Annotated in this window: 20 protein-coding genes; 18 read left to right on the forward strand and 2 right to left on the reverse strand. The window is 66.2% G+C overall.

The window, feature by feature from the left end; all coding sequences use genetic code 11:
- Positions 1-9 precede the first annotated feature (9 nt).
- The 8 genes from ACLIIZ_RS02670 to ACLIIZ_RS02705 are packed head-to-tail and all read left to right on the forward strand — an operon-like array spanning position 10 to position 7,180.
- On the forward strand, positions 10-1,035 hold the full coding sequence (locus ACLIIZ_RS02670; RefSeq protein ID WP_416690651.1) for an amidohydrolase family protein: 1,026 nt from the start codon (positions 10-12) through the stop codon (positions 1,033-1,035).
- A gap of 10 nt (positions 1,036-1,045) precedes the next feature.
- Positions 1,046-1,741 carry a 4-carboxy-4-hydroxy-2-oxoadipate aldolase/oxaloacetate decarboxylase gene (gene ligK / locus ACLIIZ_RS02675; RefSeq protein WP_416690652.1) on the forward strand — a complete coding sequence of 232 codons (696 nt, stop codon included), beginning with the start codon at positions 1,046-1,048 and terminating at the stop codon, positions 1,739-1,741.
- A 2-nt stretch (positions 1,742-1,743) separates the two neighbouring features.
- Positions 1,744-2,685: an amidohydrolase family protein gene (locus tag ACLIIZ_RS02680; protein ID WP_416690653.1), complete on the forward strand. Its 942-nt coding sequence runs from the start codon at positions 1,744-1,746 to the stop codon at positions 2,683-2,685.
- Positions 2,686-2,688: 3 nt separating this feature from the next.
- Positions 2,689-3,132 carry a protocatechuate 4,5-dioxygenase subunit alpha gene (gene ligA, locus ACLIIZ_RS02685; RefSeq protein ID WP_374324159.1) on the forward strand — a complete coding sequence of 148 codons (444 nt, stop codon included), beginning with the start codon at positions 2,689-2,691 and terminating at the stop codon, positions 3,130-3,132.
- The gene (locus ACLIIZ_RS02690; RefSeq protein WP_416690654.1) at positions 3,133-3,987 is read left to right on the forward strand and encodes a class III extradiol dioxygenase subunit beta; all 855 of its coding nucleotides are present in this window, start codon (positions 3,133-3,135) and stop codon (positions 3,985-3,987) included.
- Positions 3,984-4,940 (forward strand): Gfo/Idh/MocA family oxidoreductase, encoded by a 957-nt coding sequence (locus ACLIIZ_RS02695; protein ID WP_416690655.1) that lies wholly within the window; start codon positions 3,984-3,986, stop codon positions 4,938-4,940. The genes ACLIIZ_RS02690 and ACLIIZ_RS02695 overlap by 4 nt, the downstream gene beginning before the upstream one ends.
- A 12-nt stretch (positions 4,941-4,952) precedes the next feature.
- On the forward strand, positions 4,953-5,948 hold the full coding sequence (locus ACLIIZ_RS02700; RefSeq protein ID WP_416690656.1) for an aldo/keto reductase: 996 nt from the start codon (positions 4,953-4,955) through the stop codon (positions 5,946-5,948).
- Positions 5,945-7,180, forward strand: coding sequence for an MFS transporter (locus ACLIIZ_RS02705; protein WP_416690657.1), 1,236 nt, complete (start codon positions 5,945-5,947; stop codon positions 7,178-7,180). The genes ACLIIZ_RS02700 and ACLIIZ_RS02705 overlap by 4 nt, the downstream gene beginning before the upstream one ends.
- On the opposite strand, the gene ACLIIZ_RS02710 is transcribed toward ACLIIZ_RS02705, so the two are convergent.
- The gene (locus ACLIIZ_RS02710; RefSeq protein ID WP_416690658.1) at positions 7,152-8,060 is read right to left on the reverse strand and encodes a LysR family transcriptional regulator; all 909 of its coding nucleotides are present in this window, start codon (positions 8,058-8,060) and stop codon (positions 7,152-7,154) included. The genes ACLIIZ_RS02705 and ACLIIZ_RS02710 overlap by 29 nt on opposite strands.
- A gap of 121 nt (positions 8,061-8,181) precedes the next feature.
- On the opposite strand from ACLIIZ_RS02710, the gene ACLIIZ_RS02715 reads away from it, so the two are divergent.
- From ACLIIZ_RS02715 to ACLIIZ_RS02725, 3 genes are all read left to right on the forward strand, one after another.
- The gene (locus ACLIIZ_RS02715) at positions 8,182-8,538 is read left to right on the forward strand and encodes a protocatechuate 4,5-dioxygenase subunit alpha (protein ID WP_416690659.1); all 357 of its coding nucleotides are present in this window, start codon (positions 8,182-8,184) and stop codon (positions 8,536-8,538) included.
- 3 nt (positions 8,539-8,541) lie between these two features.
- A complete protein-coding gene (locus ACLIIZ_RS02720; protein WP_416690660.1) occupies positions 8,542-9,378 on the forward strand; it encodes a class III extradiol dioxygenase family protein in 837 nt (278 codons plus the stop codon).
- Positions 9,379-9,540: 162 nt separating this feature from the next.
- Positions 9,541-9,882, forward strand: coding sequence for a hypothetical protein (locus ACLIIZ_RS02725; RefSeq protein WP_416690661.1), 342 nt, complete (start codon positions 9,541-9,543; stop codon positions 9,880-9,882).
- A 12-nt stretch (positions 9,883-9,894) separates the two neighbouring features.
- Here the strand turns inward: ACLIIZ_RS02725 and ACLIIZ_RS02730 are convergent, their stop codons facing one another.
- Positions 9,895-10,671, reverse strand: coding sequence for a ferredoxin--NADP reductase (locus tag ACLIIZ_RS02730; RefSeq protein WP_416690662.1), 777 nt, complete (start codon positions 10,669-10,671; stop codon positions 9,895-9,897).
- A gap of 97 nt (positions 10,672-10,768) precedes the next feature.
- Between ACLIIZ_RS02730 and ACLIIZ_RS02735 the strand changes: the two genes are divergently transcribed.
- The 7 genes from ACLIIZ_RS02735 to ACLIIZ_RS02765 all read left to right on the forward strand — a co-directional run bounded on the left by ACLIIZ_RS02735 (position 10,769) and on the right by ACLIIZ_RS02765 (position 18,233).
- The gene (locus ACLIIZ_RS02735) at positions 10,769-11,692 is read left to right on the forward strand and encodes a LysR family transcriptional regulator (RefSeq protein ID WP_416690663.1); all 924 of its coding nucleotides are present in this window, start codon (positions 10,769-10,771) and stop codon (positions 11,690-11,692) included.
- Positions 11,693-11,876: 184 nt separating this feature from the next.
- Entirely contained in the window at positions 11,877-13,160 is a 1,284-nt protein-coding gene (locus ACLIIZ_RS02740; RefSeq protein ID WP_416690664.1) for a hemolysin family protein, read from the forward strand.
- A 95-nt stretch (positions 13,161-13,255) separates the two neighbouring features.
- A complete protein-coding gene (locus tag ACLIIZ_RS02745) occupies positions 13,256-14,260 on the forward strand; it encodes a sulfate ABC transporter substrate-binding protein (RefSeq protein WP_416690665.1) in 1,005 nt (334 codons plus the stop codon).
- A 151-nt stretch (positions 14,261-14,411) separates the two neighbouring features.
- Entirely contained in the window at positions 14,412-15,410 is a 999-nt protein-coding gene (locus tag ACLIIZ_RS02750; protein ID WP_416690666.1) for a sulfate ABC transporter substrate-binding protein, read from the forward strand.
- The gene (gene cysT / locus ACLIIZ_RS02755; protein WP_416690667.1) at positions 15,410-16,246 is read left to right on the forward strand and encodes a sulfate ABC transporter permease subunit CysT; all 837 of its coding nucleotides are present in this window, start codon (positions 15,410-15,412) and stop codon (positions 16,244-16,246) included. The genes ACLIIZ_RS02750 and cysT overlap by 1 nt, the downstream gene beginning before the upstream one ends.
- Entirely contained in the window at positions 16,246-17,145 is a 900-nt protein-coding gene (cysW, locus tag ACLIIZ_RS02760; RefSeq protein ID WP_416690668.1) for a sulfate ABC transporter permease subunit CysW, read from the forward strand. The genes cysT and cysW overlap by 1 nt, the downstream gene beginning before the upstream one ends.
- Complete coding sequence (locus tag ACLIIZ_RS02765; RefSeq protein WP_416690669.1) at positions 17,142-18,233, forward strand: sulfate/molybdate ABC transporter ATP-binding protein; 1,092 nt, start codon at positions 17,142-17,144, stop codon at positions 18,231-18,233. The genes cysW and ACLIIZ_RS02765 overlap by 4 nt, the downstream gene beginning before the upstream one ends.
- The last annotated feature ends 5 nt before the right edge of the window (positions 18,234-18,238 follow it).

The following is an 18,238-nucleotide window of genomic DNA, read 5'->3' on the forward strand; positions in this document are numbered from 1 at the left end:
GAAAACGGCATGATCATCGACATCCACGGCCACTACACGACGGCGCCCAAGGCGCTGGAAGAATGGCGCAATCGCCAGGTCGCCAGCCTCAAGGACCCGGCGCTGGCGCCCAAGCTCAGCGAACTGCAGATCAGCGACGACGACCTGCGCCAGACCATCGAACAGAACCAGCTCAAGCTGATGAAGGAACGCGGCGCCGACCTCACCATCTTCAGCCCGCGCGCCAGCTTCATGGCCCACCACATCGGCGACTACCAGACCTCGGCGACCTGGGCGGCGATCTGCAACGAGCTGTGCTTCCGCGTTGCCGAGCTGTTCCCGGACAACTTCATCGGCGCCGCCATGCTGCCGCAGTCGCCGGGTGTCGATCCGAAGACCTGCATCGCCGAGCTGGAAAAGTGCGTCAAGGAATACGGTTTTGTCGGCATCAACCTCAATCCCGATCCGTCGGGCGGCCACTGGACCAGCCCGCCGCTGACCGACCGCCACTGGTACCCGATCTACGAAAAGATGGTCGAGTACGACATCCCGGCGATGATCCACGTATCGACCAGTTGCAACGCCTGCTTCCACACCACCGGCGCACACTACATCAACGCCGACACGACGGCGGTGATGCAGTTGATCCAGGGCGACCTGTTCAAAGACTTCCCGACCCTGAAGTTCGTCATCCCGCACGGCGGCGGCGCCGCGCCCTACCACTGGGGGCGTTACCGCGGCCTGGCGCAGGAGCTGAAGAAGCCGCTGCTCGACGAACACCTGCTCAACAACGTCTTCTTCGACACCTGTGTCTATCACCAGCCGGGGGTCGACCTGCTGACCCGCGTCATCCCGGTCAAGAACGTGTTGTTCGCTTCCGAGATGATCGGCGCCGTGCGCGGCATCGATCCGCAGACCGGCCATTACTACGACGACACCAAGCGCTACATCGAGGCCGCCGACCTGACCGCCGAAGAGCGCTACATGATCTACGAAGGCAACGCCCGCCGCGTCTATCCGCGGCTCGATGCCGCCCTGAAGGCCCGCGGCCGCTGAGGAGAACACCATGACCCAACCGATGAACCAGCTTGGCATCGTCAACCGCAACATCCAGCGTGCCGAGCGCGCCGCCGTTGAAAAACTGTCGCGTTTCGGTGTCGCCACCATCCATGAAGCGATGGGACGGGTCGGCCTGATGAAGCCGACGATTCGCCCGATCTACGCCGGCGCCCACCTGTGCGGCACGGCGGTGACCGTCCTGCTGCAGCCCGGCGACAACTGGATGCTGCACGTCGCCGCCGAACAACTGCAACCGGGCGATGTCTGCGTCGCCGGCTGCACCGCCGACAGCACCGACGGCTTCTTCGGCGACCTGCTCGCCACTTCCTATAAATCGCGTGGCGCCGTCGGCCTGATCATCGACGGCGGCGTGCGCGACGTGAAGGACCTGACGGCGATGGGCTTCCCGGTGTTCAGTCGGGCGATCCACGCCAAGGGCTGCACGCGGGCGACGCTCGGCTCGGTCAACATCCCGGTGGTCTGCGCCGGTGCCATCGTCAATCCCGGCGACGTGGTGATCGCCGACGACGACGGCGTCGTCGTCGTGCCGGCCGCCCTCGCCCAGCAGGTGGCCGACGCCGCCGAAGCGCGCGAGAACAACGAGACCGCCAAGCGCGCCCGTTTCGCCGCCGGCGAACTGGGGCTCGACATGTACGCGCTGCGCGAACCGCTGGCCAAGGCCGGCCTCAAGTACATCGACTGAACATGAACGCACCGACGCCCAAGGAAATCATGGAATTCACCAAGACCCCCGGCTGGCTCGACTGGTACGCCGGCCCGAGCCAGCCCGCCTTCACGCTGCCGGCCGGCGCGGTCGACGCGCACTGCCACGTCTTCGGCCCCGGCGCCGAATTCCCCTACGCCCCGGAACGCAAGTACACGCCTTGCGATGCCTCGAAGCAGCAGCTCTACGCGCTGCGCGACCACCTCGGTTTCGCTCGCAACGTCGTCGTTCAGGCCACCTGCCACGGCGCCGACAACCGGGCCATGCTCGACGCGCTGATCCATAGCGGCGGCAAGGCGCGCGGCGTCGCCACCGTGCGCCGCAGCGTCAGCGACGAGGAGTTGCAGGCCATGCACGACGCCGGCGTGCGCGGCGTGCGCTTCAATTTCGTCAAGCGCCTGGTCGATTTCACGCCGAAGGATGAACTGCTGGAAATCGCCGGCCGCATCGCCAGGTTTGGCTGGCATGTCGTGATCTATTTCGAGGCGGTCGATCTGCCGGAACTGTGGGATTTCTTCACCGCCTTGCCGACCACCGTCGTCGTCGACCACATGGGCCGGCCCGACGTCGGCAAGCCGGTCGACGGCCCGGAATTCGAACTCTTCCTGAAGTTCATGCGCGACAATCCGAACGTCTGGAGCAAGGTCAGTTGTCCCGAGCGCCTGTCGCTGAGCGGCCCCAAGGCGCTCGCCGGTGAACGCAATGCCTACGCCGACGTCGTGCCCTTCGCCCGCCGCGTCGTCGAGGAGTTTCCCGACCGCGTGCTGTGGGGAACCGACTGGCCGCACCCGAATCTCAAGGACCACATGCCGGACGACGGCCTGCTGGTCGATTTCATCCCGCACATCGCGCCGACCGCCGAATTGCAGCAAAAGCTGCTGGTGGCCAACCCGATGCGCCTTTACTGGCCCGAGGAGCTCTGAGCGATGGCGCTCGACAAACCCTACCAGGACATTCCCGGCACGATCATTTTCGACGCCGAGCAGTCGCGCAAGGGCTACTGGCTCAACCAGTTCTGCATGTCGCTGATGTCGGCCGAGAACCGCGCCCGCTTCAAGGCCGACGAGCGCGCCTACCTCGACGCCTGGCCGATGAGCGAAGAACAGAAGCAGGCCGTGCTGGCGCGCGATCTCAACTGGTGCATGCGCACCGGCGGCAACATCTACTTCCTGGCCAAGATCGGCGCCACCGACGGCAAGAGCTTCCAGCAGATGGCCGGCTCGATGACCGGCATGAGCGAAGACGAATACCGGGCGATGATGCTGGCCGGCGGCCGCTCGGCCGACGGCAACCGCCGCCTCGGCGAGGATGGCGACGCCCAGCCGCAGCACCAGCCGCAGGGCGCGGCCGGCAAGAAAGGAAACGCATAAATGGCCCGCATCACCGCCTCCGTCTATACCTCGCACGTGCCGGCGATCGGCGCCGCGCTCGACCTCGGCAAGACCGGCGAGGACTACTGGCAACCGGTGTTCGCCGGTTACGACTTCGGCAAAGAATGGATCGCCGAGCAGAAGCCGGACGTCGTCTTCCTGGTGTACAACGACCACGCAACCGCCTTCTCGCTCGACCTGATCCCGACCTTCGCGCTCGGCACCGGCAGCGAGTTCAAGCCGGCCGACGAAGGCTGGGGGCCGCGGCCGGTGCCGACCGTCTACGGCCATCCTGAACTCGCCGCGCATATCGCGCAATCGGTGATCCAGGACGATTTCGACCTGACCCTGGTCAACAAGATGGACGTCGACCACGGCCTGACCGTGCCGCTGTCGTTGATGTTCGGGCAGCCCGAGGCCTGGCCGTGCCAGGTCATCCCGTTCGCGGTCAATGTCGTGCAGTACCCGGTGCCGGCCGGCCGGCGCTGCTTCCAGATCGGCCAGGCGATCCGCCGCGCGGTCGAATCCTTCGACGAGGATTTGAACGTTCAAATCTGGGGCACCGGCGGCATGAGCCACCAGTTGCAGGGGGCGCGTGCCGGCCTGATCAACAAGGATTGGGACAATCGTTTCCTCGACCGGCTGATCGACGATCCCGCCGGGCTGTCCCAACTGCCGCACATCGACTACGTGCGCGAAGCCGGCTCCGAAGGCATCGAACTGGTGATGTGGCTGATCGCCCGCGGGGCGATGGCCGATATCGCGGGCGGACCCAAGCCCGTACTCAGAAAACGCTTTTATCATGTACCGGCGTCGAACACCGCCGTCGGCCATCTGATTCTGGAGAACCCATGAAACAAACCATCAAGGTCGCGCTGGCCGGTCCCGGCGCATTCGGCATCAAGCATCTCGACGCCATCAAGAACATCGCCGATGTCGAGGTCGTTTCGGTGATCGGTCGCGATCCCGAGCAGACCGCCAAGGTTGCCGCCCAGTACGGCATTCCGCACGTCGCCACCGACCTCGCGCAGTCGCTGGCGCTGCCCGAGGTGGACGCGGTGATCCTGTGCACGCCGACCCAGGTTCATGCCGCGCAGGCGATCGCCTGCCTGCAGGCCGGCAAGCATGTCCAGGTCGAAATTCCGATGGCCGATTCCTGGGCCGACGCGCAGGCGCTGGTCGATGCCCAGAAGGCGGCCGGCAAGGTGGCGATGGTCGGCCACACCCGTCGCTTCAACCCCAGCCACCAGTGGGTGAACAAGAAGATCGCGGCCGGCGAGTTCAACATCCAGCAGATGGACGTGCAGACCTATTTCTTCCGCCGTAGCAACATCAACGCGCTCGGCCAGCCGCGCAGCTGGACCGACCATCTGCTGTGGCACCACGCCGCCCACACGGTCGACCTCTTCGCCTACCAATGCGGTTCGCCTATCGTCAAGGCAAACGCCATCCAGGGGCCGATCCACCCGACCTTGGGCATCGCCATGGATATGTCGATCCAGCTCAAGGCCGCCAACGGCGCGATCTGCACGCTGTCGCTGTCCTTCAACAACGACGGGCCGCTCGGCACCTTCTTCCGTTACATCGGCGACAGCGGTACCTACATCGCCCGCTACGACGACCTCTACAACGGCAAGGAAGAGAAGATCGACGTTTCGCAGGTCGATGTGTCGATGAACGGCATCGAACTCCAGGACCGCGAATTCTTCGCCGCGATCCGCGAGGGCCGCGAGCCGAACGCCTCGGTCGGCAAGGTCTTCGATTGCTACCGGGTGCTCGGCGAGCTGGAAAAGCAGCTTGCTGCTTAAGCGGGGTTGAGCGTGCTGAAGAGAAAAGTCGGGCCGTTCGAGGTCGGGGTCATCGGCCTCGGCTGCATGAACCTGAGCCACGCCTACGGCCAGCCGCCGAGCGCCGAGGCGGCGGCCGCCCTGCTGCTGCAGGCGCTCGACAGCGGGGTCGATTTCTTCGACACCGCCGCGCTGTACGGCTTCGGCGCCAACGAGAGTCTGCTCGGCCGAGTCCTTGGCCCGCACCGGCAGCGTTTCGTGCTGGCCAGCAAGTGCGGCATGACCGGGGTCGATGGCAAGCGGGTGATCGACGGTCGCCCGGCAACCATCAAGGCGACCTGCGACGCCGCCCTGCAGCGTCTGCAGACCGAGGTGATCGACCTCTACTACCTGCATCGGCGCGACTTCAAGGTGCCGATCGAGGACAGCGTCGGCGCCCTGGCCGACCTTGTTGCGGCTGGCAAGATCCGCGCGATCGGTCTCTCGGAGGTGTCGGCCGAAACCCTGCGCCGGGCGCACGCCGTACATCCGGTCAGCGCCGTGCAGAGTGAGTATTCGCTCTGGTCGCGCGAGCCGGAAATCGCCGTTCTCGAAATCTGCCGCGAGATCGGCGCCGCTTTCGTCGCCTTCAGTCCGCTGGCGCGCGGCTTCCTCGGCGGCGAGCTCAACGACCCGGCGGCGCAACTTTCGCCCGGCGACCTGCGCCTGGCGATGCCGCGTTTTGCGCCCGACAACTACGCGCGCAACCGGCGTCTGCTCGACGGCTACCGCGCCATCGCCGCCGAAGCCGGCTGCAGCATGGCGCAACTGGCGCTGGCCTGGGTCCTGCACCGGCAGCCGCATACGCTGGTCATTCCGGGCACCCGTTCGCCGGCGCATCTCGCCGACAACCTCGGCGCCGCCCGGGTCAGCCTGGGGAGCGACCTGATCGACCGCCTCGACGCACTGATCAACCGGCATACCGTCAGCGGTCCGCGCTACAACGCGGCGACGCTGGCCGAAATCGACACCGAGCGCTTCCCGGAATGAGCGCGGCGGGCCTCGCCAGCCGTATCGTCGACCGCGCGCCGGCGCTCGGCCAGCCGAATTTCCGGCGCTATTTCTACGGCCAGATCTGTTCCGTCCTCGGTACCTTCATCCAGGCTGTCGCCATGTCCTGGCTGGTGTACCGGATCAGCGGTTCGCCGGTCCTGCTCGGGCTGACCGCCTTCCTGTCGCAGGCGCCGCAACTGGTGGTGGCGCCGCTCGCCGGTGTGATGATCGACCGCTACGACCGGCGCCGCCTGATGATCGGCCTGCAGTGCGTGTTTGCCGCGCAGGCCCTGGTCCTGGCCGGGCTGGTCTTCTTCGACGCGGTCGCCGTCTGGCACCTGCTGCTGCTCGCCGGCCTGCTCGGCATCCTCAACAGTTTCGACCTGCCGACCCGGCAGAGCCTGCTGCTCTATCTGGTCGATGACCGGACGACGCTGCCCAACGCCGTCGCGCTCAATGCCGCGGTGGTGCATAGCGGGCGCCTGATCGGCCCGCCGGTCGCCGGGCTGCTCCTTGCCGTCGCTCCCGAAAGTCTGTGTTTCCTGATCAACGCCCTGTCCTACCTGGGGCCGATTTCGGCGGTGCTCGCCATCCGCGCCGAGATTCCCCGGCAGCACGGCCTGAAGACCGCCAGCGCGCTGGTCGAGGTCGCCGCCTTCGTCCGTAGCACCGTAGACGCCAGGGTCGCCCTGCTGGCGGTGGCGATGGTCAATGTCACCGCGTCCTCCTACGTCGTGCTGATGCCGGTTTTCGCCAAGGAAGTGTTCGCCGGCAGCGCCCAGTCGCTGGGCTGGCTGCTCGGCATGGGCGGCGCCGGCGCGCTGGTCGCCTCGCTCTATCTGTCGACCCGGGCAAGGAGCGAAATCCGGCCGGATTTCGCGATCGGCAGTTGCGCGCTTGCCGCCGTCGGCCTGCTCGGTTTTGCGCTGGCCGGCTACGTCGGCAGCCTGGCGCTGGCGCTACCCATGGTCTGCCTGATCGGCGCCGGCATCGGCGCCACCAACATTGCCGCCAATACGCGGCTGCAGCAGCTCGCGCCGGAAGGATTGCGCGGCCGGGTGATCTCGATCTTCGGTTCGACCCGCTTCGGCTTCGATGCGCTGGGCGGCCTGCTTGCCGGCGCGCTGGCCTCGCTGCTCGGCGTGCTGCCGGTGGTCGGCGCGCTCGGCCTGTTCCTGCTGCCCGGCAGCCTGGCGCTGCTCAGGCGGTCGGCTCGAGCCCCTGGCTGACCCGGTACAGCTTGTCGAGCAGCCAGCGCATCATCGGGTCGTGCTGGTAGCGCTGGTGCCAGATCGCGTACATCGGCATCTCCGGGCAGGCGAAGGGCGTTGCGGTGCGGGCGAAACCGGCTAGCTGGTTGCCGCCCAGGCGATGCGGCAGGGTCGCCAGGTAGTTCGAGCCCTTGAGAAAGGCGCGGATGCCGCCGAAGCTGGCGACGCTGACGGCGAAGCGGCGCTGGATGCCGCGGCTTTTCAGATGGTCGTCGATATCCAGGTTGCGTTGCGGCTCATAAACCACGGTGATGTGCTCGGCCGCCAGGTAGTCGGCGAGGTCGGCGGGGGGCGGGCGTACTGCCGGGTCGAAGAAGACCGCGTAGCTGTCGTTGAACAGCCGGCGCTGCAGGATGTCGGCGCCTTCCGGCGGGCGCGGCGAAATGGCCAGTTGGCAGCGGTCCGAGCGCAGCAGTTCGGCGCTCGGGATGTTGGACGGAATGACGCGCAGGCTGATTCCCGGCGCCTCTTCCTTGAGCAGCCCGAACAGCGCCGGCAACAGCAGGTCGCGCTGCAGGTCGTTGGCGGCGATGGTCAGTGTCCGTTCGAGGCTGGCCGGGGTGAAGCCGGCCTTGCTGCCGAACTGGTGCAGGCGGTCGAGCAGTTCGCGCGCCTCGGCGACCAACGCCCCGGCCTGGGCGGTGGCGACCACCGAGCGGCCGGACTTGACGAACAGCGGATCGCCGACGATGCCGCGCAGCTTGTCGAGCATGTGGCTGACCGCCGACTGGGTGACGCCCAGGCGCAGCGCGGCGCGGGTCACCGAGCCTTCTTCATGGACGGCGATGAGCAGGCGCAGCAGTTTTCCGTCGAGGTCCAAATAATCGAAATCGTTCATGAATTGCATTATAAGCAATCTATTTATTTTGTTGTTCGCCGGATGGAGAATCCCTCTCGGGCTAAGGGTTATCGCAGTCCCTCAGCAAGCAGCGATTCACAACACTTACAGGAGACGCAACATGAGCATTCGTCCGCCGAAGCGAACGATTCCCGGCGCACCGATCTTCGATCACGAGGCCGCCCGTCGCGGTTATGCGCTGAACAAGATGTGCTATTCGTTCAACAGCAAGGCCAACCGCGACGAGTTCGTCAGCGACGAAGCCGCCTATTGCCGCAAGTTCGGCCTCAGCCAGGAACAGACCCAGGCCATCCTCGGCCGCGACGTGCTGGCGCTGATCCGCGTCGGCGGCGGCGTCTATTTCCTCGGCAAGCTGGCCGGCGGCGTCCTGGGCCTCGACATGCAGGACATCGGCGCCCTGCAGACGGGGATGAGCAAGGAAGATTTCAAGGCCAAACTGGTCGCGGCGGGGAACTGAATCATGGCAAAAATCGTAGGCATCCTGACCACTTCGCACGTGCCGGCACTGGGCAAGGCGATCCATCTCAACCTCCAGCAGGACCCGTACTGGAAGCCCTTCTTTGACGGCTTCCCGGCGATCCGCGAATGGCTCGACCAGGTCAAGCCGGACATTGTCGTGTCCTGCTACAACGACCACGGCCTGAATTTCTTCCTCGACAAGCAGCCGACCTTCGCCATCGGCACCGCGCCGGAATACGTCAGCGAGGACGAAGGTTGGGGCATTCCGACGATGCCGAGCTTTCCGGGCGCCGAAGACCTTTCCTGGCACATCCGCGACAGCCTGGTGCGCGACGATTTCGACATGGTCGCCTGCCAGGAAATGCTGGTCGACCACGCCTTCACGCTGCCCATGGCCTTGCTCTGGCCGGAACAGAAGTGGCCGGTGAAGAGCGTCCCGGTCTGCGTCAATACCGTGCTCTTCCCGCTGCCGTCGGCGCGTCGCTGCTACCGGCTGGGCGAGGCGATCGGCCGCGCCATCGCGGCTTTCCCGGAAGACGCCAAGGTCCTGGTGATCGGCTCCGGCGGCTTGTCGCACCAACTTGAAGGCGAGCGTGCCGGCTTCATCAACAAGGAATTCGACCTCAAGTTCATGGACAGCATGGTCAACGACCCGACCTGGGCCACCCAGTTCTCCGACGTCGACCTGGTCGAGCAGACCGGCAACGAAGGCGTCGAGCTGCTCAACTGGCTGGTCGCCCGCGGCACCGTGCCGGGCGCGGTGCGGGTGGTGCATTCCAACTTCCACATCCCGATCTCGAATACCGCGGCGGCGACCATGCTGTTCGAGCCGGTCTGAGACAGGTCTTAGCCTAAAGAGAGAAGGGCGGGTCCGGGTGGCCCGCCCTTCGTCATTTCCGGCACAATGACGGCGCCGGCGCCGAAGCCGCCCGCGCGCTGCGGGCGCAGCCACTGACGCTTCACGTCGCCAACTGTCTGATTGCAACCGAAGGCGCATTCCATGGAAAAGACCCTACCCGAAGGACATCCCGACCTGCAGCGCATCGTCCAGGCGGCGCACGCCGACGTGCCGGCGGCCGATGCCAAACCGGCCGGCAATTCGCTGGCCGGCGCGCTCGCCGCCGCGCTGGGCCGCCAGCCGGGCGATGCCGAGGACCGCGAGAACATCGAATTTCTGGTCCAGGTGCTGGCGGTCAATCGCGCCGAAGGCAACATCGACGACGCGGCTTTCGCCGCGCTGCTCGAACGGATTGCGACGCGCGCCGGGCGCGCCGCGCTGGTCGCCAGCTTCACCGCCGAGCTGGAGGCCGAGCACGGCTACGCCGACGACCCGCCGGCCTGAGGCCGGCCCCGCTTACTGCTCGACGAAGGCGCGCTCGATCACGTAGTCGCCCATCTCGCCGATGTGCTTCGAGATGTGGAAGCCGAAGCCGTCGAGCATGGCCGAGATTTCCCTGAGCATCGCCGGGCTGCCGCAGATCATGCCGCGGTCGGTGGCCGGGTCGAGCGGTGCGATGCCGAGGTCGGCGAACAGCTTGCCGGAGAGGATCAGGTCGGTCTGCCGGCCCTCGTTGCGGAAGGGCTCGCGGGTCACGGTCGGGTAGTAGATCAGCTTGTCGCGGATTTCCTCGCCCAGGTACTCGTGTTCCCTGAGGTCGTTCTCGATGTAGTCGTGGTAGGCCAGTTCGCTGGTCCAGCGGACGCCGTGGATGAGGATGATCTTCTCGAAGCGCTCGTACATCTCGGGATCGTGGATCAGGCTCATGAACGGCGCCAGGCCGGTGCCGGTGGCGAACAGGAACAGGCGCTTGCCCGGGTTCAGGTCGCGCAGCACCAGCGTGCCAGTCGGCTTGCGGCTGACCAGCAGCTCGTCGCCCGGGCGCAGGTGCTGCAGGCGCGAGGTCAGCGGGCCGTCCGGGACCTTGATGCTGAAGAACTCGAGGTGTTCCTCGTAGTTGGCGCTGGCGACGCTGTAGGCGCGCATCAGCGGGCGGCCGTTCACCTCCATGCCGATGGTCACGAACTGGCCGTTGATGAAACGCAGGCCGGGGTCGCGCGTGGTGCGGAAGCTGAACAGGCTGTCGTTCCAGTGATGGACGGAAAGGACGGTTTCGCGGTTGAAGTTGCTCATGGTCGGCGGCAGGCAGGGAGGAAGTGAGTGCAGCTTAGGCTTGGTGGCTTTGAAACAAAAGCGGATAATTTTTCTATTCGTTATTGATGAAATCGATATGAAGTTCAGCCTGCGCCAGCTCGAAATCTTCGTCGCCATCGCCCGCAGCGAAAACGTTTCGCTCGCCGCCGGGCGGCTGGCGCTGTCGCAGTCGGCGGCGAGCAGTGCGCTGGTCGAGCTGGAGCGGGCCTACGACTGTCCGCTGTTCGACCGCGTCGGCAAGCGCCTGCACCTGAACAGCAGCGGCCGCGGCCTGCTGGCGTTGGCCGAGTCGCTGCTGGCGCAGGCCGGCGAGGTCGACGACTACCTCGGCGGCGGCCGTCCCGGGCCGCTGGCGGTGGGGGCGACGCTGACCATCGGCAACTACCTGGCGACGCTGATCGTCGTCGATTACATGCGCCGCTACCCGGATTCGCCGGTCAGCCTGCAGGTGGCCAATTCGGAAACCGTCGCCGGCCGCCTGCTGCGGGGCGACTGCGATTTCGGCCTGATCGAGGGCGAAGTGGCGCATCCCGACCTGCTGGTCGAGCCCTGGCTGGCCGACGAACTGGTCGTCTTCTGCGCGCCGGGGCACGCGCTGGCCGGCCGCCCGGCGGTCGACAGCGCGACTCTGGGCGAACAGTCCTGGGTCCTGCGCGAACCGGGGTCGGGCACGCGCAGCCAGTTCGACCGTTGCATCGGCAGCCGCCTGCCGGCGTTCCGGCTGGCGCTCGAACTCGAGCACACCGAGGCGATCAAGCGCGCCGTCGAATCCGGCATCGGCCTCGGCTGCCTGTCGCGCCTGGCGCTGCGCGAAGCCTTCCGGCGCGGCAGCCTGGTCGAGCTGCCGACGCCGCAGTTCGACCTGCGCCGGCACTTCTACTTCGTCCGCCAGCGCAGCCGCCACCCCGGCCTCGCCGGCCGCCTGTTCCGCGAGGCCTGCCTGGCAGTCGGCGGTGGCGCCGGCGACACGGCGGGCCTGCAACTGCCATTCATTCCCTGAGCCGGCCGGATGCCAGGTGGCGCGCCGTATTCCCTGGCGTCGGCCGAACGGCAGCCGGATGAGCGGGAATGCCAGCGGCGCCGCGCCACTGCCGGCCTTGCGCGTTGGTGTAGAGTAGGCATCGGTTGCCGGCGCAGAGCGGCGGCGAATCTTCCAAGCGCGTCCAACTGAGGTTTCAAGGATGATGGAAATCTGGATTCTGGTCTTCCTGATTCTGGGCTGTGGCCTGCTCGCCATGGCCGAGATGGCGATCGGCGCCAGCCGCAATACCCATCTGGCGATCCGCGCCGAGCAGGGCAAGGCGGCAGCGGCGGTGGTCATCGGCTTCCGCCAGAACGCCAGCCGTCTGCTCGGCACGACACAGCTCGGCATCACCGCGCTGGCGATGCTCTCCGGCGTCTATGGCGAGGCGCTCTGGGTGCCGCGCGTCGAGGCCTGGCTGCTCGGCTTCGGGCTGACGGCGGGGCCGGCCTATGCGCTGGCGCTCGCCCTGGTGGTGATCGTCATCACCTTCTTCTCGCTGGTTTTCGGCGAGGTGATTCCGAAGCGGCTGGCGCTGGCCCACCCGGAAGCCGTCGCCGAGGCGCTGTCCGGCCTGATCGCCTTCCTGATCCGCCTGACCCGGCCGCTGGTTTCGGTCGTTTCGAAAACCGCCGACTGGCTGCTGCAGTTCTTCCCGCTCAAGGGGTCGGCGGAAGCGACGGCGGCCGACGAGATCCGCTTCCTGATCGAAGCCGGGCGCAAGCACGGCGACCTCGACCAGACCGAAAGCGAAATTCTCGGCAACGTCTTCCGCCTCGATAACCGGAAGGTGGCGGCGATCATGACGCCGGCCGCCGACATCGCCTGCCTCGACCTGAGTGCTGCGCACGAAGCGAACATCGAGTTGCTGCGCGAACGCACCGTGTCGCGCTACCTGGTCAGCAAGGGCGGCCTTGGCAACGCACTGGGCTTTGTCGATAGCAGTGACCTGCTGCGCGAACTGCTCTCCGAGCGCGAACTCGACTTCGGCAAGCTGGCGCTGCAGCCCCTGCAGTACGTGCCGGGCAGCCTGTCGCTGATCGGCCTGCTCGAATTCTTCAAGGCCAACCAGACGCAGATCGCGCTGGTCTCCAACGAGTTCGGCGCCACCGAAGGGCTGGTCACCCTGTCCGACCTGATGGGCACCGTCGTCGGCGACGTCCTCTCCGGCGCCGTCGAGTCGCCGCTGGCGATACAGCGCAACGACGGTAGCTGGCTGCTCGACGGCCTGCTGCCGATCGACGAGATGAAGCAGTTGCTCGGCATCGGCGAACTGCCGGAAGAGGAACTGGGCAACTACCACACCGTCGGCGGTTTCGTGATCGTCCAGCTCGGGCGGATTCCCCGCAAGACCGAAGCCTTCGACTGGGCCGGCTGGCATTTCGAGGTCATGGACATGGAAAAGAACCGCGTCGACGAGGTGCTGGCGACGCGCCTGCCCGAGTGAGGCGGGCGCGTATAAGCAACGCAGTTTTTATTATTTTTGGCGCCGGCAGCCGGCATTTAGAGTGGATTCACTTAGTTCAAGCGAGGAAGTGAATCATGAAGCACTCAATCATCCGTTACGCGCTGCTCGCCGGCGCGCTGTTCGCCGGCCTGGCCCAGGCGCAGAGCACGCTGCTCAACGTCTCCTACGATCCGACGCGTGAACTGTACGTCGAGTTCAACAACGCCTTCGCCAAGCACTGGAAGGCGACGACCGGCCAGGATGTCTCGGTCAAGCAGTCGCACGGCGGCTCGGGCAAGCAGGGGCGGGCGGTGATCGACGGCCTGGAAGCCGACGTCGTCACCCTGGCGCTGGCCTACGACATCGATGCAATTTCCCAGGCTTCGAACGGCAAGCTGCTCCCCGCCAACTGGCAGAAGCGCCTGCCGCACAACAGCTCGCCCTACACCTCGACCATCGTTTTCCTGGTCAAGAAGGGCAACCCGAAGGGGATCAAGGACTGGGACGACCTGATCAAGCCGGGCGTCGAAGTGATCACGCCGAACCCGAAGACTTCCGGCGGGGCGCGCTGGAACTACCTGGCCGCCTGGGGCTACGCGCTGAAGAAGTACGGTAGCGAAGCCAAGGCCCAGGCCTTCGTCAAGGACCTGCTGCAGCACGTGCCGGTGCTCGACTCCGGCGCCCGCGGCGCGACCAACACCTTCGTCCAGCGCGGCATCGGCGACGTGCTGCTGGCCTGGGAGAACGAAGCCTTCCTGTCGATCAACGAACTCGGCCCGGACAAGTTCGAGATCGTCGTGCCGTCGCTCTCGATCCTTGCCGAGCCGCCGGTGACGGTGGTCAATGGCGTGACCGAGAAGCGCGGCACGACCAAGGTGGCGACCGCCTATCTCGAGTACCTGTATTCGGCCGAGGGGCAGAAGATCGCTGCCAAGAACTACTACCGGCCGATCAAACCGGAACTCGCCGACCCGAAGGACCTGGCGCGCTTTCCCAAGCTCAAGCTGATCAGGATCGACGATTTTGGCGGCTGGCAGGCGGCGCAGAAGAAGCACTTCGCCGACGGCGGCAGCTTCGACCAGGTGTACGGCAAGAAGTAAGTCGCCGGGGTGTCCCTTCCTGAAGCCGGCCGCGCCGATGACGCGGGCCGGCTTTATCCGTTTTGTGGATATCGAAATCAGCTTTTCTTCGTTGGGCGGCGCTGTCGCTCTCCCTAGACTGCAGCCATCAATCACAAGAACGGAGCCCCCGATGATCCCCAAGCTCAAGACCACCTTGCTCGCGCTGTCCTGCCTGCTGACCGGTGCGGTGCATGCCCAGACCTCGCTGCTCAACGTTTCCTACGACGTCTCGCGCGAGCTGTACAAGGAGATCAACCCGGCTTTCGTCGCCGCCTGGAAGAAGCAGGGCGGGGCGGACGTCAGCATCAACCAGTCGCACGGCGGCTCGTCGAAGCAGGCCGGGGCGGTGATCGGCGGCCTGGAAGCCGACGTCATCACGATGAACCAGGCGCCGGACATCGACATCCTGGTCGAGCGCGGCGGCCTGGTCGCCGCCGACTGGCGCAAGCAGTTCCCGCACGAGGCGACGCCGTACACGACGACCACCGTCTTTCTGGTGCGCAAGGGCAATCCGAAGCAGATCAAGGACTGGGGCGACCTGACCCGCGCCGGCCTGCAGGTCATCGTGCCCAACCCGAAGACTTCCGGCAACGGACGCTACACCTACCTCGCCGCCTGGGGTTACGCCCTCGACAAGCGCGGTTCCGAGGCTGGTGCCAAGGACTTCGTCAGCAAGCTGTTCGCCAATGTGCCGGTGCTCGACGGCGGCGGTCGCGGCGCGACCACCACCTTCACCCAGCGCGATGTCGGCGACGTGCTGGTGACCTTCGAGAACGAAGCCATCCTGATCGCCCGGGAACTCGGTTCGAGCAAGTTCGACATCGTCTATCCGTCGCTGTCGATCGAGGCCGCGGCGCCGGTCGCCATCGTCCAGAAGGTCGCCGCCAAGCGCGGTAGCGAGAAGCTGGCCAAGGCTTACCTCGACTTCCTGTTCTCGTCGGCCGGCCAGGAAATCATCGCCAAACACGACTTCCGGCCGCGCGACCCGGCGGTATTGAAGAAACTTGCCGCCAAGTACCCGGCGATCCGCACCTTTACCGTCGAACAGAAGCTCGGTGGCTGGGCCGCCGTGCAGAAGGCGCATTTCGCCGACGGCGCGCTCTACGACCAGATCGTCGCGAGGAAGTGATGGCCAGCGCCAAAACCTTCCGCGTCCTGCCGGGGTTCAACCTGACCCTCGGCTACACGCTCGGCTACCTGTCGCTGCTTATCCTGATCCCGCTCGCCGCGGTCTTCCTGAAGGCCTTCGAGCTGGACTGGGAACGCTTCGTCGAGGTGGTGACGGCGCCGCAGGTGGTCGCCACCTACAAACTCTCGTTCGGCGCCTCGTTGCTGGCGGCGGCGATCAACGCGGTGTTCGGGCTGCTGCTCGCCTGGTCGCTGGTGCGTTACTCGTTTCCCGGCAAGAAGCTGGTCGATGCCCTGGTCGACCTGCCGTTCGCGCTGCCCACCGCCGTCGCCGGCATCGCGCTGACCGCGCTGTACGCGAAGAACGGCTGGCTTGGCCAGTACCTCGAACCGCTCGGCATCAAGGTCGCGTTCGGACCGCTCGGCGTGCTGGTGGCGCTGATCTTCATTGGCCTGCCTTTCGTCGTGCGTACCGTGCAGCCGATCCTCGAAGACCTCGACACCGAACTCGAGGAGGCCGCCGCCAGCCTCGGCGCGCAGCGCTGGCAGACCTTCCGCCACGTCATCCTGCCGATCCTGCTGCCGGCGCTGCTGACCGGCTTCGCGCTGGCCTTTGCGCGCGCCGTCGGTGAGTACGGCTCGGTCATCTTCATCGCCGGCAACCTGCCTTATGTTTCCGAGATCACGCCGCTGATGATCATCACCAAGCTCGAACAGTACGACTACCGCGGCGCCACGGCGATTGCCGCGGTGATGCTGCTGTTTTCCTTCACCCTGCTGCTGATCATCAACGGGCTGCAGGCGTGGACCGCCAAACGTACCGGGAGGGACCGCTGATGGCTGGCGCAACCACGATGCATCTCGGCGCCGACCATGCGTCGCGCTTCGAGAGCAAGGCGGCGACGCGCGAGACGCCGCTGGTCAAATGGACGATCCTGGCGCTGGCGCTCGGCTTCTTCGCCATTTTCCTGCTGCTGCCGCTGGTCGCAGTCTTCGTCGAGGCGCTGCGCAAGGGCTGGGAAACCTACCTGACGGCGCTGGTCGATCCCGACGCCCTGTCGGCAATCAAGCTGACGCTGCTGGCGGCGGCGATCTCGGTGCCGCTCAACCTGGTCTTCGGCGTTGCCGCGGCCTGGGCGATCGCCAAGTTCGAGTTCCGCGGCAAGCAGATCCTGATCACCCTGATCGACCTGCCGTTCTCGGTCTCGCCGGTCATCGCCGGTCTCGTCTTCGTGCTCGTCTTCGGCGCCCAAGGCTGGTTCGGCAGCTGGCTGTCCGACCACGACATCAAGATCATCTTCGCCGTGCCGGGGATCGTGCTCGCCACCGTCTTCGTCACCTTTCCCTTCGTCGCCCGCGAACTGATCCCGCTGATGCAGGCGCAGGGCAAGGAAGAGGAAGAGGCGGCGGTGGTCCTTGGCGCCAAAGGTTGGCAGGTGTTCTGGTACGTCACGCTGCCCAACATCAAGTGGGGCCTGATGTACGGGGTGATCCTGACCAACGCCCGGGCGATGGGCGAGTTCGGCGCGGTCAGCGTCGTCTCCGGGCACATCCGCGGGCAGACCAACACGCTGCCGCTGCACGTCGAAATCCTCTACAACGAATACCAGTTCTCGGCGGCCTTCGCCGTGGCTTCGCTGCTGGCGCTGCTGGCGCTGGTCACGCTGGTCATCAAGAACTGGGTCGAACATCAGGCCGCCCGGTCGTACCGGGACACCCAGGAATCCGTATCATGAGCATCCAGGTCAAGAACATCCACAAGCAGTTCGGCGATTTCACCGCGCTCGACGACATCAGCCTCGATTTCCCGACCGGCGAGCTGGTCGCCCTGCTGGGGCCTTCGGGCTGCGGCAAGACGACGTTGCTGCGCATCATCGCCGGGCTGGAACAGGCCGACTCGGGTCAGGTCCTGCTCGACGGCGACGACGCCTCCGGCACCCATGTGCGCGAGCGCCAGGTCGGCTTCGTCTTCCAGCATTACGCGCTGTTCAAGCACATGACGGTGTTCGACAACGTCGCCTTCGGCATGCGCATGAAGCCGCGCGGCCAGCGGCCGTCGGCAGCGAAGATCAAGGACAAGGTGCATGAGTTGCTCAATCTCGTCCAGCTCGACTGGCTGGCCGACCGCTTTCCGTCGCAGTTGTCCGGCGGGCAGCGCCAGCGCATCGCGCTGGCCCGGGCGCTGGCGGTGGAGCCGCGGGTGCTGCTGCTCGACGAGCCGTTCGGCGCGCTCGACGCCAAGGTGCGCAAGGAACTGCGGCGCTGGCTCCGGAAGCTGCACGACGAACTGCACATCACCTCGATCTTCGTCACCCACGACCAGGAAGAAGCGCTCGAAGTCGCCGACCGCGTCGTCCTGATGGACCACGGCAAGGTCGAGCAGATCGGCACCCCGGAAGAAGTCTATCGCCACCCGGCGACCCCGTTCGTCTATGGCTTCCTCGGCTCGGTCAATCTCTTCCACGGCCGGGTCGACGGCGCATCGCTGCGCGTCGGCGACGACACGCTGGCGCACGAAGCGCATGACTTTGCCCACGGTGCCGAAGTCGTCGCCTTTGCCCGGCCGCACGAGCTGGAAATCGACACCGATCCGGCGGCGAGCGCCGGCATCGCCGCCCGGATCAATCGCATCCTCGCTTTCGGCGTTACCGCCCGCGTCGAACTCGACGGCATCAACGGCGCGAGCGGCCAGCACTTCGAAGTCGAGATCACGCGCCAGCGCGTGCTCGAACTCGGGCTGCGCGACGGTCAGGACGTCCGCTTGCTGCCGTCGCGCCTCAGGCTCTTCGGCAAGGACGATGAGCAGGCCGCCAGCGCCGCCTGAGCCGG

The organism is Azonexus caeni (genome assembly GCF_048146105.1).
Lineage (GTDB): Bacteria > Pseudomonadota > Gammaproteobacteria > Burkholderiales > Rhodocyclaceae > Azonexus > Azonexus aromaticus_B.

Excerpts from the sequence above, each read along its gene's own strand:
- ACLIIZ_RS02670 (WP_416690651.1), top strand. The coding sequence starts at position 10 with ATGATCATCGACATCCACGGCCACTACACGACGGCGCCCAAGGCGCTG.
- ligK (WP_416690652.1), top strand. The coding sequence starts at position 1,046 with ATGACCCAACCGATGAACCAGCTTGGCATCGTCAACCGCAACATCCAG.
- ACLIIZ_RS02680 (WP_416690653.1), top strand. The coding sequence starts at position 1,744 with ATGAACGCACCGACGCCCAAGGAAATCATGGAATTCACCAAGACCCCC.
- ligA (WP_374324159.1), top strand. The coding sequence starts at position 2,689 with ATGGCGCTCGACAAACCCTACCAGGACATTCCCGGCACGATCATTTTC.
- ACLIIZ_RS02690 (WP_416690654.1), top strand. The coding sequence starts at position 3,133 with ATGGCCCGCATCACCGCCTCCGTCTATACCTCGCACGTGCCGGCGATC.
- ACLIIZ_RS02695 (WP_416690655.1), top strand. The coding sequence starts at position 3,984 with ATGAAACAAACCATCAAGGTCGCGCTGGCCGGTCCCGGCGCATTCGGC.
- ACLIIZ_RS02705 (WP_416690657.1), top strand. The coding sequence starts at position 5,945 with ATGAGCGCGGCGGGCCTCGCCAGCCGTATCGTCGACCGCGCGCCGGCG.
- ACLIIZ_RS02710 (WP_416690658.1), bottom strand. The coding sequence starts at position 8,060 with ATGAACGATTTCGATTATTTGGACCTCGACGGAAAACTGCTGCGCCTG.
- ACLIIZ_RS02715 (WP_416690659.1), top strand. The coding sequence starts at position 8,182 with ATGAGCATTCGTCCGCCGAAGCGAACGATTCCCGGCGCACCGATCTTC.
- ACLIIZ_RS02720 (WP_416690660.1), top strand. The coding sequence starts at position 8,542 with ATGGCAAAAATCGTAGGCATCCTGACCACTTCGCACGTGCCGGCACTG.
- ACLIIZ_RS02725 (WP_416690661.1), top strand. The coding sequence starts at position 9,541 with ATGGAAAAGACCCTACCCGAAGGACATCCCGACCTGCAGCGCATCGTC.
- ACLIIZ_RS02730 (WP_416690662.1), bottom strand. The coding sequence starts at position 10,671 with ATGAGCAACTTCAACCGCGAAACCGTCCTTTCCGTCCATCACTGGAAC.
- ACLIIZ_RS02735 (WP_416690663.1), top strand. The coding sequence starts at position 10,769 with ATGAAGTTCAGCCTGCGCCAGCTCGAAATCTTCGTCGCCATCGCCCGC.
- ACLIIZ_RS02740 (WP_416690664.1), top strand. The coding sequence starts at position 11,877 with ATGGAAATCTGGATTCTGGTCTTCCTGATTCTGGGCTGTGGCCTGCTC.
- ACLIIZ_RS02745 (WP_416690665.1), top strand. The coding sequence starts at position 13,256 with ATGAAGCACTCAATCATCCGTTACGCGCTGCTCGCCGGCGCGCTGTTC.
- ACLIIZ_RS02750 (WP_416690666.1), top strand. The coding sequence starts at position 14,412 with ATGATCCCCAAGCTCAAGACCACCTTGCTCGCGCTGTCCTGCCTGCTG.
- cysT (WP_416690667.1), top strand. The coding sequence starts at position 15,410 with ATGGCCAGCGCCAAAACCTTCCGCGTCCTGCCGGGGTTCAACCTGACC.
- cysW (WP_416690668.1), top strand. The coding sequence starts at position 16,246 with ATGGCTGGCGCAACCACGATGCATCTCGGCGCCGACCATGCGTCGCGC.
- ACLIIZ_RS02765 (WP_416690669.1), top strand. The coding sequence starts at position 17,142 with ATGAGCATCCAGGTCAAGAACATCCACAAGCAGTTCGGCGATTTCACC.